The sequence below is a fragment of the Mycobacterium sp. G7A2 genome, from assembly GCF_041902445.1.
GTDB lineage: Bacteria > Actinomycetota > Actinomycetes > Mycobacteriales > Mycobacteriaceae > Mycobacterium.
Window position 1 is genome coordinate 2,745,333 of the sequence record NZ_CP169251.1, and the last position, 12,678, is coordinate 2,758,010.

General features: G+C 65.6%; 12 protein-coding genes and 1 pseudogene. 6 read left to right on the forward strand and 7 right to left on the reverse strand.

The annotated features are described in order from the left end of the window. Nucleotides 1-20 precede the first annotated feature (20 nt). A complete protein-coding gene (locus ACEWX3_RS13220) occupies nucleotides 21-791 on the forward strand; it encodes a TetR/AcrR family transcriptional regulator (protein WP_374159642.1) in 771 nt (256 codons plus the stop codon). Here ACEWX3_RS13220 and ACEWX3_RS13225 read toward each other — a convergent pair. Continuing rightward, nucleotides 780-1,940 (reverse strand): acyl-CoA dehydrogenase family protein, encoded by a 1,161-nt coding sequence (locus tag ACEWX3_RS13225; protein ID WP_374159643.1) that lies wholly within the window; start codon nucleotides 1,938-1,940, stop codon nucleotides 780-782. The genes ACEWX3_RS13220 and ACEWX3_RS13225 overlap by 12 nt on opposite strands. Before the next feature lie 110 nt (nucleotides 1,941-2,050). Between ACEWX3_RS13225 and ACEWX3_RS13230 the strand changes: the two genes are divergently transcribed. Beyond that, nucleotides 2,051-3,073 (forward strand): acyl-CoA dehydrogenase family protein, encoded by a 1,023-nt coding sequence (locus ACEWX3_RS13230; protein ID WP_374159644.1) that lies wholly within the window; start codon nucleotides 2,051-2,053, stop codon nucleotides 3,071-3,073. On the opposite strand, the pseudogene ACEWX3_RS13235 reads toward ACEWX3_RS13230, so the two are convergent. Next, nucleotides 3,052-3,465, reverse strand: a pseudogene (locus ACEWX3_RS13235) (PaaI family thioesterase). The gene ACEWX3_RS13230 and the pseudogene ACEWX3_RS13235 overlap by 22 nt on opposite strands. Nucleotides 3,466-3,509: 44 nt before the next feature. Continuing rightward, nucleotides 3,510-4,418, reverse strand: a complete 909-nt coding sequence (locus tag ACEWX3_RS13240; RefSeq protein WP_374159645.1) for an enoyl-CoA hydratase — start codon at nucleotides 4,416-4,418, stop codon at nucleotides 3,510-3,512. 89 nt (nucleotides 4,419-4,507) lie between these two features. Between ACEWX3_RS13240 and ACEWX3_RS13245 the strand changes: the two genes are divergently transcribed. Genes ACEWX3_RS13245 through ACEWX3_RS13255 form a run of 3 tightly spaced genes read left to right on the forward strand, consistent with a single transcriptional unit; the run spans nucleotide 4,508 to nucleotide 7,453 of the window. Then, the gene (locus ACEWX3_RS13245) at nucleotides 4,508-5,701 is read left to right on the forward strand and encodes an amidohydrolase family protein (RefSeq protein WP_374159646.1); all 1,194 of its coding nucleotides are present in this window, start codon (nucleotides 4,508-4,510) and stop codon (nucleotides 5,699-5,701) included. Nucleotides 5,702-5,714: 13 nt separating this feature from the next. Continuing rightward, nucleotides 5,715-6,800, forward strand: coding sequence for a dihydrodipicolinate reductase (locus tag ACEWX3_RS13250; RefSeq protein WP_374159852.1), 1,086 nt, complete (start codon nucleotides 5,715-5,717; stop codon nucleotides 6,798-6,800). Then, a complete protein-coding gene (locus ACEWX3_RS13255) occupies nucleotides 6,797-7,453 on the forward strand; it encodes a nitroreductase family protein (protein ID WP_374159647.1) in 657 nt (218 codons plus the stop codon). Before ACEWX3_RS13250 ends, ACEWX3_RS13255 begins: the two co-directional genes overlap by 4 nt. Before the next feature lie 48 nt (nucleotides 7,454-7,501). Here ACEWX3_RS13255 and ACEWX3_RS13260 read toward each other — a convergent pair whose 3' ends face one another. After that, complete coding sequence (locus ACEWX3_RS13260; RefSeq protein WP_374159648.1) at nucleotides 7,502-8,689, reverse strand: amidohydrolase family protein; 1,188 nt, start codon at nucleotides 8,687-8,689, stop codon at nucleotides 7,502-7,504. 114 nt (nucleotides 8,690-8,803) lie between these two features. After that, nucleotides 8,804-9,223: a hypothetical protein gene (locus tag ACEWX3_RS13265; protein ID WP_374159649.1), complete on the reverse strand. Its 420-nt coding sequence runs from the start codon at nucleotides 9,221-9,223 to the stop codon at nucleotides 8,804-8,806. Nucleotides 9,224-9,296: 73 nt separating this feature from the next. Here ACEWX3_RS13265 and ACEWX3_RS13270 point away from each other — a divergent pair, with 73 nt between their 5' ends. Then, on the forward strand, nucleotides 9,297-10,895 hold the full coding sequence (locus ACEWX3_RS13270; RefSeq protein WP_374159650.1) for an AMP-binding protein: 1,599 nt from the start codon (nucleotides 9,297-9,299) through the stop codon (nucleotides 10,893-10,895). A 9-nt stretch (nucleotides 10,896-10,904) separates the two neighbouring features. Here ACEWX3_RS13270 and ACEWX3_RS13275 read toward each other — a convergent pair whose 3' ends face one another. Both ACEWX3_RS13275 and ACEWX3_RS13280 read right to left on the reverse strand, forming a co-directional pair. Further along, nucleotides 10,905-11,702 (reverse strand): thioesterase family protein, encoded by a 798-nt coding sequence (locus ACEWX3_RS13275; RefSeq protein ID WP_207064722.1) that lies wholly within the window; start codon nucleotides 11,700-11,702, stop codon nucleotides 10,905-10,907. Next, on the reverse strand, nucleotides 11,699-12,622 hold the full coding sequence (locus tag ACEWX3_RS13280; RefSeq protein ID WP_207064721.1) for a RecB family exonuclease: 924 nt from the start codon (nucleotides 12,620-12,622) through the stop codon (nucleotides 11,699-11,701). The genes ACEWX3_RS13275 and ACEWX3_RS13280 overlap by 4 nt, the downstream gene beginning before the upstream one ends. Between the last annotated feature and the right edge of the window lie 56 nt (nucleotides 12,623-12,678).

Here is a 12,678-nt window from a genome sequence, read left to right on the forward strand (position 1 = left end):
GAGAGTATTCTTGTCGCACTATGACCGCGAAGAAGAAGCCCGCTGACGACCTCGAGATCGTCGAGGCGGAACTCGAAATGCCGACGTCCTGGCAAGAACGGACGATCGAGCGCCGGTTGAGCGCGGCGCGGGCGCGGGCGTTGGCGCGCAGCTCGCGGTTCCTGGCCACCGCGCTGGAACTCATCGAGGAATCGGGCCGTGCCGACTTCACGATTCAGACTCTCATCGATCGATCGAATCTCAGCTTGCGTGCCTTCTACCAGCATTTCGCCGGCAAGGAAGAGCTGATGCTGGCACTCTACGAGAACGTCACGAGCCAGTTCACCGAGAACATCCGGCAGGAAGTCGCCGCGGCGGATGGACCGATGGAGCAGCTCGAGGCGTTCTGTCGTGGCGTGCTGTCCAGGGCGGAATCCTCTGAGGCGGTCGGCGGCCGCGTGATGACGATCTACAACTTGAGCCTCGAGATCGAGAGGCCCGACGATTTCGCCAAGGTGTGGGAGCCGCACCTTCGGCTGATGACCAAAATCCTCACGGCGTGCGCCCGTGCCGGTCTGGTACGCGAGGATCTGACGCCGGCTCAATTGACCACCCTGCTCAACACCACGTTGACTGCGCTGGCCCAGATCGGCGTGTTCCATCTGGGTGGCAAGACCACCAAGCTCAGCGAGGACCAGTTGTGGGCGTGGTGCAAGCAGGCGGTGAGCCCGCCGGTCCCGGCGCCCGCGTCGGGCAAGTCGGAGTCAGCGGGCCGGACAACACCGCGGCGGTCCAAGAAGTTAACGGGGTAGGCCCAGACCGCGCTGCGCGATGATGGTGCGCTGCACCTCGCTCGTGCCGGCGTAGATGGTGGTACCCAACGAGAACCGCAGCGTGTGGTCGAATCTGCCGCGCTCCGGCGCAGTCGGTTCGAGGTAGCTGCGAAGCGCGTCGGGACCCACCATCTCGACGATGTCCTGGCTCGCACGCTCGAGCGCCTCGGTGCTGAAGACCTTCGACATCGGTCCCTCGGCGATGGGTATCTCGCCCTGCTCGACCATCCAGACGCACCGGCGTTGCAGCAGCATCGACACCTCGGTTTCCACTGCGGCTCGGGCCAGCCGCCTGCGCACATCTGGTTCGTCGATCGGTGGCCGTCCGTCTGGTCGCACGGCGGTCGCCGCCCAGTGTTCGGCGTGTTCGAGAAGTCGTGCCAGGTGCGGTCCCCACCCCGAGGCGTGTTCGTCCTGCAGTGACAGAGCAAGCACCTGCCAGCCGCCGTCCACGTCGCCGATGCGCCACTCGTCACTGATCCAAACATCGCTGAAGAACGTGATGTTCGTGCGTTCGCCGGACAGGGTCCAGACGGCCTGTGCCTCGAACCCCTCCACGGTCGTGGGCACGAGGAACATGGTCAGTCCCTTGTGTTTCGGCTTGTCGGGATCCGTTCGGGCCAGCAGGAAGATGTAGTCGGCGATGTGACCGTTGGTGGTGAACATCTTCGAGCCGTTGATGACCCAGCCATCGTCGCGGTGGACGGCCCTGGTCGCTGCGGCGGCGACGTCGGATCCGCATTCGGGTTCGGTGAACCCCAGTGCGATCGTAATGTCGCCGTTCATGGCGCCGGCAAGGATGCGCTCCTTCATTTCGGGGGTACCGACCTGCTGGATGATGGAAGCGACCATGCGGGTGGTCTCCGAGAGGTAGACCGGCGCGTCGAAGCGCATCATCAACTCTTTGAGTACCTGTTCGTCCCACGCGTCGCGGCTCTGGCCGCCGAATTCCGCGGGCCAGCTGGGTGCGAAGTAGCCCTTGTCGACCAATCCGACTACGAAGTCGTGGTCGTGGGAAACCCCGCTGCGGTATACCCGCTCCTCGAATCCCGGGCTCAGGACGTGCTCGAGGTGTGCGCGCACCTCGTCGCGAAAAGTCGCTGTCCTCGGATCGAGCTGAAAGTGCATGCGGCCACCCAATCTTCTTCGGCGTGCGCACCGCTCGTCGAGCGGGTGCGTGAATAATGTTAATCTCAGTACTGAGAATTATCATATCCGCACGTGACGGGACGGATGTCGTGGAGCTGACCCTCTCCGGCGAGCAGAAACAGCTCGTCGAGTCGTTTGCAGCGCTCTATGCGCGTGAGTCGTCGGTTGATCGGGTGCGTGCTGCCGAGCCTCTCGGTTTCGACCCGAAGCTCTGGCAGGCGCTGTGTGACACCGGTGTGCTCGAGATGGCGGTCGACGAGCAGTACGGGGGCTGGGGGTCGTCGGTACTCGAACTCGCGCTCATCGCCGATCAGTTCGGTCGTGCCGTCGCCTCGGCCCCGGTGATCGAAGCCCAGGTCGCCGTGCGGCTGCTCTCCTCGGTGGGCGCCGCGGCGGCGGACCTGCTGGCCTCGGCGCTGAGCGGAGACAAGCTCGTCGTCTTCGCTCCGCGGACCTACCCTGACCGGGCGCTGCAGCTGGTCCCGGGAGGAGCGGTGGCCGACGTCGTGGTGGCTCATGCCGCGGGGAAGTTGCTCGCGGTACCGGTCGCCGGCTCCGGCCGACGGCAGGTGGAGAACCTCGGCACGCTGCCGTTGGCCGACCTTCCGGTCGGAGAAGACGCTGTGGTCCTGGCCGACGGAGCCGGCGCCGAGCGGCTGCACTCGGGCGCAGTGGACGTGTGGTTGACTCTCACTGCCGCGGCGCTCGCCGGAGCGGCGGCCAGGGCCGTCGACATCGGTGCTCAACATGCCAAGCAACGCACGGCATTCGGTACCCCTATCGGCGCATTTCAGGCGGTCTCGCATCCGCTGGCCGACAGTGCCACCGCGTCGGACGGCGCCCGCCTGCTGGCGCTGGAGGCCGCGTGTTCCTTCGCCGACGAACCCACCCGAACCACCGAACTCGCCGCCATGGCGTTCGCGTTCGCCTATGAGACGGCGCGTGACGCCACCCGACGCAGTCTGCACGTGCACGGCGGATACGGATTCGGTATGGAGGGCGACATCCAGCTGTACTACCGGCGTGCCCGTGCCTGGGCTCTGGTCTTCGGGGATTCCGAGGCCGCGCTGGACAGGGTGTCCGACGCCCGCTACGGCGTCGCCGCGAGCTGATCGCCACGCGGGGACAGCACCGCGAAGCTCAACGTCGCGCGCGCGGCGATCCGGTCGCCACCGACGTCGAAGACGTCCACTCCGACGACGATGGTTCGCCTGCCCCTGCGGACCAGGTTGGCCACCGCCCGCGCGGGGCCGGTCATCACCGGAGCCAGGAAGTGGATCGTCATGTCCGCGGTGCTGACTCCGTCGGCCGTATCGGCCACCGCGAAGGCGAGTCTGCCGGCTGCCACATCGATGAGGGTAGCGAGCAGTCCACCTTACAGCGCTCCGCGCACATTCATGATGTCCGGACGGTTGTGCAGGTCCACGATCACCGTGTCCGCCGTCTCGAGAACGTCGTAGAAGGGTAGTTGGCCGAAGAGGTGACCGGGGATGGTCACCGGCATGGGGCGCGGCTGGGGCAGACCAGCCGGCGCCGCGCCGGGGTCCGTCATTGCGCCGCCCGAACTTGATCCTTGACGGCGAGGACGACGGGTGGCGCATCACGCCAGTCGGGTACGCCGTTCTCCGGTCCAGCGGTGGCCCGCTTGTCGTCTCGCACCTGAGACCAGTGCGAATGGTTGAGTTGGTGCAGCGTGAAGCACGACTGCAGGGAGTTGTAGAAGCCCATGTTGTCCACGGTCTGGTTGACCGATTCCTTGATCAGAAGTGCGGCCATGGTGGGGACCTCGGCGATACGCCGCGCCATGTCGAGGGTCCGGTCGGCGAGCTCCTCGCGAGTGAAGACCTTGCTGACCATGCCGAGCCGGTGCGCCTCGTGGATGTCGATGGCATCGCCGGTGAGCATCAGCTCTTTGGCCTTCCGCGGCCCGAACTCCCATGGGTGACCGAAGTACTCCATGCCGCACATTCCCAACCGCGTGCCGACCACGTCGGCAAAGCGCACGTCGTCGCTACCGACGATGAGGTCGCAGGCCCACATCAGCATCAGGCCCGCAGAGAACACGTCGCCGTGCACCTGGGCGATGGTGATCTTGCGCAGATTGCGCCACCGCAGCGTGTTCTGGAAGAAGTAGTGCCACTCCTGCAGCATCACCTTCTCTGCACCCTCGCGGCTTCCGCCGTTGATCGACGCGCTCGGATGCTGGTCGGGCCCGGGCAGATACTCGCTGATCGCCTGCTTGGAGCCGATGTCGTGTCCCGAGGAAAACATCTTTCCTTCTCCGGCGAGGATCACCACTCGCACGTTGTCGTCGGCCTCGGCAGCGCCGAACGCCTCGTCGAGTTCCACGAGCATGCCCCGGTTCTGCGCGTTGCGCTGGTCCGGCCGGTTCAAGGAGATCCGAACGATCCGCCCGTCGTCGAATGTCTGCCACTTGAGGAATCTGTAGTCGCTCATCGGTGCCGCTCCCTTGACGTACTGGCGTAATAGTGTTCTCGTTTGGGAGAATACATATTCTCATTGCTTTCAGCGAAGGGGCCTCTGCCGTGAACGTTCCAGCCCGTGAGATCTGGGATGCCGACAACCACCTCTACGAACCCGCGGATGCCTACACCCGATACTTGCCGAAGAAGTACCAGAATGCCGTCAAGTGGATCCAGGTCGACGGTCAGACCAAGCTGATGATCAAGGGCAGGTTGACCGACACCATCCCCAATCCGACCTACGAGGTGGTCGCATCCCCCGGCGCGTGGGCGGACTACTTCCGCGGTATCAATCCCGACGGCAAGTCATTGCGGGAATTGGCCAACCCGATCGCGTGCCCGGATTCCTTCCGCAGGGCGCGGGAACGCCTGGATCTGCTCGATGAGCAGCGCATTCACGCCTGCGTGATGTTTCCCACCACGGGTGGCATGCTCGAGGAGCGGATGACAGACGACATCGAGCTCGCACACGCTGTCGTGCACGCCTACAACGAATGGCTGTACGAGGAGTGGAGTTTCGACTATCGGGGGCGGATCTTCGCAACGCCGGTGATCACACTTCCCGATGTGGACAAGGCTGTCGCCGAGGTCGACTGGTGTGTCGAGCGCGGCGCGCGGGCCGTGCTCGTCAACCCGCGGCCGGTGGCGACGGTCTCCGGACACACCACGTCGATGGGCCAGCGCTACTTCGACCCCTTCTGGGCCAGGGTGGCACATCACGGCATCCCGGTACTGATGCATGCCTGTGACTCCGGCTACGACCGTTACAGCAGAGACTGGGAGGGTGCCGGTGGCGAGTACCTGCCGTTCAAGCCCGACGCTTTCCGGACGATCGTCTACGAGGACGCGCGGTCGATCCTCGACACCTGCGCGGCCCTGGTGGCCCACGGGGTCTTCACCAGGCATCCGGGCGTGCGGGTCGGCGTGGTCGAGAATGGGGGCAACTGGGTTCCCCGGCTGCTGGAACTCTTCGACCGGGTGTATCGCAAGATGCCGGCCGAGTTCGACGATCACCCGGTGGCGCAGTTCACGCGGCACGTGTGGGTCAACCCCTTCCACGAAGAGGACATGACCGGGCTGATCGACCTCATCGGAGCCGACCGCGTGTTGTTCGGGTCGGACTATCCGCATCCCGAAGGTCTGGCCGAGCCGGCCGAACTGACACCGGAGATCGCAGCGCTCGACGATGCGGTCATCGATCGCATCATGGGGGCGAACCTGCGTGAGCTGCTCTCGGCGGTTCCCGGTGGGCGGTGAGCGCAATCCCCGGGTGATCCTCTGGGGCCCTGGGCAGGTCGGTGTCGGGGCGCTTCGGGCGATCATCGCCCACCCAGGTCTCGACCTGGTCGGCGTCGTCGTTCATTCGGAGGCCAAGGAGGGCAGAGACGCAGGGGATCTGTGTGGGATGCCGGAGACCGGCGTGATCGCTACCCGCGACTCTGCCGCAGCACTCTCCCTCGACGCAGATGTCGTCGCCTTCTTCGCTTCGGGGGACTATCGCTATCGCGAAGCCGCCGAGGATGTCGCCCGATGTCTGCGGGCCGGCAAGAACGTCGTCTGCACGTCTCTGGTGCCACTGTGTTATCCGCCGGCCGCGGATCGGGAGACGGTGGAACTGCTCGAGCAGGCCTGCCGGGACGGGGGCACCAGCATGTTCAACAGCGGGGTCGACCCGGGCTGGGCCAATGACGTCATCCCCCTGGTGATGTCCGGGTTCACCAGCTGGGTGGACACGGTGACGACTCAGGAGATCCTCGACTACGGCGGGATCAACCAGCCCGAGATCATGTTCGACTTCATGGGTTTCGGTCATCCTCCGGACTTCCCGGCGCCTCTTCTGGACCAGTCGCGACTTGCTCACCTGTGGGCGCCGATCGTCCACATCGTCGCCGACGGGCTCGGGCTCCCGCTGGATCGGGTCGACACCGAGATCGAACCCTGGATCGCCACCGAGCGGTATGAGGTCGCCTCGGGCTGGGTCGAGAAAGGCACGATGGGCGCGATGCGCTTCCGGCTCGCGGGTGTCGTCGACGACGAGGAGCGGGTGATCCTCGAACACTTCACGCGCATGGGAGAGACATCGGCGCCGGATTGGCCGCGGCACCCCTCGCCGCACGGCGGCTACCGGGTGATCGTCGAGGGGATGCCGACCTACACGGTCGACATCGAGATGCACGGTCGGGGACACAATCTTCGCGGTCTGACGTACGCGACCGTGATGCGGGAGATCAACGCGATCCCCGCCGTGATCGCCGCACCTCCCGGTCTGTTGTCGACCTTGGACCTCCCTGTGATCACCGGACCGATGCGTGGCGGGCAGTGGCAGGGACTGCTTCCGCGAGGGATACGAGCATGACCGAGAACGCAGTGCCGAAGGTCTCGGATGACCTCTGGACCGTGATGAGCAGCGCCACGGCCGTACGCCGGTACCGAGACGAACACGTTCCCGATGATGTGGTGCAACGATGCCTGTTGGCGGCTTCGTGGGCGCCGTCGGGTGGCAACGGCCAGCCGTGGCGTTTCGTCGTACTCGAGTCGTCCGAGCTTCGCTCGCTGATCACGTCTGCCGCGCACCAGACGTGGCAAGTGATGAAGGGCTTCTATCGGCTCCCCGAGGTCACCGACGATGCCGACGATCCGAAATCTCGCACGTTGCGGACGATGGCCGTTCACATGGAGGTCGGCGGCGGCGCCCCGCGGCTGGTGCTCTTCTGCGTCCAACCGCAACGGGGCACCACCGAACTGCAGCAGGCCGGTTCGATCTTCCCGGCCGTGCAGAACTTTCTGCTCGCTGCACGCGCTCAGGGCCTCGGTGCCGCCATCACGCTGTGGCAGGACGCGTGTGCGCCGGAGTTACGGGAGATGGTCGGCATTCCCGACGACTGGAAGATTGCCACGCTGCTGACCGTGGGCTGGCCGAAGGGCCGTCATCACCGGGTGCGCCGCAAGCCTCTGCCGGATGCCGCTGTCGTGGATCGTTGGGACCGCCCGTGGGGGAGCGCCCCGTGACGACGCGGTGACGACCGGGAGACCCAGGCGGTGAGGTAGCCGCGGCCGCTACACCATTCCGAAGAAGGTCTTCGCGTTGGTGGACAACACCTTCCGTTTGGTCTCGTCATCGAGGCCTTCGGTTGCTTTGTTGGCGACCTCGGTGCTGTGCGGCCAGTTGGTGTCGTTGTGCGGGTAGTCCGTCTCGAACATCAGTTGATCCGGGCCGACGAGGTCGAGAATCCGGAATGCGACAGGATCGCCGAACGTGGAGAACCAAACCCGTCCGGGCACCTGGGTGCTGGGCGGCTCGGTCAACAACGGGTGGATGCCTCCCCAGGCGCGGCGGTCTTCCCACACCTCGTCGACCCGCTGGAGGTAGTAGGGAATCCATCCGGCCTGCGCCTCGGCGAACGCGAGCTTCAACTTGGGGAACTGCTTGAGTTTGGCAGAGAACAGCCAGTCCACCAGGGCGATGGTGCAGTTGACCGCCATCAGCGCGCTCGTCACGACGTGTGGCGAGTCGGGAGAGGACTTGGTCAGTGACGAACTCGACCCGATGTGCAACATGATGCCCACGTTGTTTCGCTCGCAAGCTGCAAAGAACGGGTCCCAGTAGCCGCTGTGGATGGAGGGCAGATCCAGCCGGGCAGGTAGTTCGGAGAAGCACACGGCAGGCATGCCCTTGGCGGCCACGCGTTCGACTTCTTTCGCGGCGAGTTCCACATCCCAAAGGGGAATGATGCCCAGCGGGATCAGTCGACCGTTGGAGTCACCACCCCATTCGTCGATCTGAAAATCGTTGTAGGCCTGGACGCAGAGCAGGGCAAGGTCTTTGTCCTTGGCGTGCAGAAAGCGCTGACCGCAGAATCGGACCAAGGTGTTCGGGAAGCATGCCGAGGCTTCGATCCCGGCGATGTCCATGTCGGCAAGACGGTCCTTCGGGCGATAGCAGCCCGGCCGCATCTCGTCGTAGGTGATCGGGTCCGTGGTGAGCTCATCGATCTCATATCCGGCCGCGGCACTGATCAGGGGGATCGGGATGACGGAATCCTCGTAATGCCAGATGTCGGCGTCGCGCCCCTCTTCGTCGTCGATGAAGGCGACGTCCGAAGTGACTGTGGGGTCCATCCGGCCCCGGTGCCGGATGATGCGTGGTCCGATGTCCCGATACCGCTCCGGCAGCCTGCTGGTCCACAGATCGGCGGGTTCAACCAGGTGGTCGTCCGGGGAGACGATCAAGATGTCGGTGCTCAAGGCTGTGCGCTCCTTTTCAGGACTGCTGGCGTCATTCGTGATGGCGCGGGTTCTCGTGGACGAGAATGATCATTTTCATGTTAACGCATGGCGGTTGCCCAGCGCAGTCGATAGTCAACGTCCCAGCGTCTGACTGCCAGCCCCTGCTGCCACGCGGCGAAATGCGGTGCTCAGGCGGCGTTGGAAGTCAGCCGCGGTGATCCTGCGCTGTGACATCCCCACCATGCCGGCCAGCCAGACGTCGCACAGTAGCGCGCCGACCGCCACATCGTCGGGTGTGAAATCTTCAAGGCCGAGCGCTTCGGCGAACATTTCACTCACGTGGAGTCGAACGCTTTCGACCTCGCCGGCTGCCGACTCGTCGGCCAGCGCATACGCCAGCGCGACCGCGTCGGCGAAAAGGGGTTGACGATACAGTTCGGCGAACAGGTTGGACATGAGCTGCTGCAACCGCTCGCGGGGGTCCCCGAGGATGATCGGCTCAGCGGCGTGAGCCGTCTCGAAGTCCTCCAGCCACTGACCGAGCACCGCCACCACGAGACGGGGTTTGGAAGGAAGAGGAGATGGAGAATAAGTGTTCGCGCTTGTGGAAGGTAATGTTCTCACCATGGACGATCCGTCAGCGGGGCGCGCCCGGGTGCAGGCGGGGCTTGCTGAATCCGTCTCGCGAGCGTCGGCGAAAACCGCGGTGGCGCTTTACCCTTCGGGCGAACTGCTGAGCTTCGCCGAACTCGACTCAGCTGCCAACAAACTGGCCCGCTTCCTGCGCGGCCACGGAGTCCGGCCCGGCGACACCGTGGCGATCCTGATGGAGAACAACCGGCACATCCACGCCGCGGTATGGGCGGCCCGCCGGATCGGCGTGTACTACACCCTGGTCAACACCCACCTGACCGTGGCCGAGGTTGCCTACATCATCGATGACTGCGAGGCAACGGTAGTGCTGGCGTCTCGTGGACAGCGTGGTGTCTGCGAAGAGTTGGATCGCGAATTGTCGCGTGGTCTACCGGGGCTCGCACTCCTGGCCGACGACGAGCTCGACGGCTGGCAACGCTATCCCGATTGCGTCGCGCACGAAGAGGGCGCGCCGTTGGACGAGATCTGGGAAGGGCAGCTGTTGCAGTACTCGGCCGGCAGCACGGGGCAGCCGAAGGGCATTCGGCGTCCGCTCGCGCCGACCGCGCAGACCGCGCCGTCCACGCCGTCCACGCCGTCCACGCCGTCCACGCCGTTTCCGCTGTCCACGCCGGTGTTCCGCGCGTTGGGTGTCGGTCCTGACTCGGTGTATCTCAGTCCGGCCCCGACCTATCACACCGCACCTGCGATGTGGACGATGGCGGCCCAGGACGCAGGGGCCACCACGGTGATCATGGAACAGTTCGACGCCGAAGGTGCGCTGAAATGCATCGAACAGTTCGGGGTGACCCATGCCCAGTTCGTGCCCACGATGTTCATCCGGATGTTGCGGCTTCCCGACACCGTGAAGCGCCGCTACGATCTCTCCTCGCTGAAGCGGGTCATCCACGCCGCCGCGCCGTGTCCAGTGGAGATCAAGCGACAGATGATCGATTGGTGGGGCCCGATCATCGACGAGTACTACGGCTCATCGGAAGGCGCAGGCATCTCGTTCATTCGGGCCGACGACTGGCTTCGGCATCCCGGGTCTGTGGGCAGGCCCATCCTCGGTGTGCCCCACATCCTGGGTGACGACGGTCGTGAGCTCGAGGCCGGCGACATCGGCGACGTGTTCTTCGAGGGCGGGTACGACTTCGACTACCTCAAAGACGCAGAGAAGACCGCTGCCGCCCGGTCACCCCAAGGTTGGGTCACCGTCGGCGACGTCGGCTACCTGGACGACGAGGGATATCTGTTCCTCACCGACCGCCGGCACAACATGATCCTCTCCGGTGGTGTCAACATCTACCCGCAAGAGGCCGAGCACGTCCTTGTCGGTCACCCTGCGGTCGTCGACGCAGCGGTGTTCGGCATACCGGACCACGATCTCGGGCAGTCGGTGATGGCCGTTGTCGAACTGGCGGACCCCTCTGCTGCCTCAGATGAGTTGGCACAGGAGCTGTTGGCATGGGTGGGTGCGCGACTGTCGCGCCAGAAGTGCCCATGCGCCGTAGCTTTCGAGAAATGTCTGCCGCGTACCGACGCAGGCAAGCTGTACAAGCAGTCCCTCATCGAGCGCTACGGCGGCTGACGCCCACGATCACGCGCGGCGCTGCACCAATAGCGTCTGCGCGCAGGTGCCGATGAAGCCCTCACGGTCGAAGATCTCGGCCGAGGTGAGGCCGATACCGTCGGGTCCGATGGAACCCTTTGCGCGCAGTGCGAAGTCACTGCCTTCGGGCAGGCGGTGTAGATGCACGACGGTGTCGGTGTTCATGAACATGAATGCCTCGGGGTCCAGCGCCGCGCCGATCCCGTTGGCGGAATCGACCACCATGGCCAGCCGTTGCAGCGCCGTGGTGGGTTCGTCGTCGACTAACGGGACGAGCGGGGTCAGCCAGACTTCCGGAGTGGCAGTTCCGGTGGTCGCCTGTCGGCGCCAGCTGACGGTCTCGAGATAGCCGGGGGCACCCTCCCACGCGTGAGCGACCTCGGTCGCCTCACCCTCGACCAGCGGCGGATAGCGGTCGGTGGTGATGTCGGCGGTGTCAGCCGTGGCAAGCAGCCACGCCGTCACGCGGGCTACGGCCCGACGGCTGCCGTCAGGTCGTTCTGCCGCCATCTCCGCACACATCAACGAGATCCGCGAGCCGGGGCGCTCCACCCAGGCGCGGACCCGGACGGTGGATACCGGGATCGCGCCGAGGATGTCGAGCGTCAGGCGCCCGACGCGCAGACCGGTGCCGGCGGAGAGTTCCTCGATGGCCTTGGTCAGCAGCGCCAGCGGCGGGGAACCGTGCTGGATCTGCGGATCCCAGTTGCTGCGTGTCCCGTCGGTCGAGGTGAAGATCGACCACTCGCCCTCGGTGCCCTGACGATGGAACAGGCAGTCGGTCATGCAGCCGGCTCGGCGCGCAGCACGGAGTCGGGGTCGCCGTCGTCGAGCGCTTCGGGCCAGCCCGGGTACGGCGGGGGAGTGCCGCCGAAAGCCGGGCAGAGTGACTGGTGCGCGCACCAGTTGCACAGTCGTGACTGGCTCGGCCGGAAGTCACCGCTCGCACCCGCGGTCTGAATGGCTCGCCATATCGCCATCAGCGTCTTCTCGAACCGCTGCAGTTCGTCGAGGTCGGGGGCGTAGTCGAGCACCTGACCGTCGGCGAGATACAGCAGTCGCAGCCGGGTGGCCAGCACGCCGTGCGCACGCAGCAGCGCGACCGCGTAGAACTTCATCTGGAACATGGCCTTGAACTCGGCCAGCGCCCGAGCCTCGGGCGGCGCCTTGCCCGTCTTGTAGTCGACGACCCTCAGCTCGCCCGTCGGGGCGACGTCGATGCGGTCGATGAAGCCGCGCAACAGCGTCCCGTCGGCGAGTTCGACCTCCACCCGTTGTTCACAGCTCTGCGGTTCGAAGCGGGTCGGATCCTCCAGCCGGTAGTAACCCGAAACCAGGGCGCGCGCCTGGTCGAGCATCTCAGCGCGTAGCTCCGCGTCGATGTCCTCGGTCAGCGACGGCTGCTCGGTGACCACCCGCTCCCAGGCCGGCGCCACCAGCGACACTGCCGTCTCGGGGACCCGCTGCGCTGCGGGAAGGGCGTACAACTGCTCCAGCGCGGCGTGCACGATGGAGCCTCGCACCTGCGCCGTCGATGACGGTTCCGGCAGGCGGTCGATCGCCCGGAAGCGGTACAGCAGCGGACACTGCTTGAAATCGGCTGCCCGCGACGGAGACAACGCGGGCCTGCGTACCGGTGGCTCTGCCGGCCGGCGGACCGGCGGTGCCGGTCCCGACGCGCCCTCCTGTTCGGTCGGCTCACTCATGGCATTCACCCTAGAGCCGGGGTCGGACAGATCCGGGTAACCCGGCCGCACCCGTC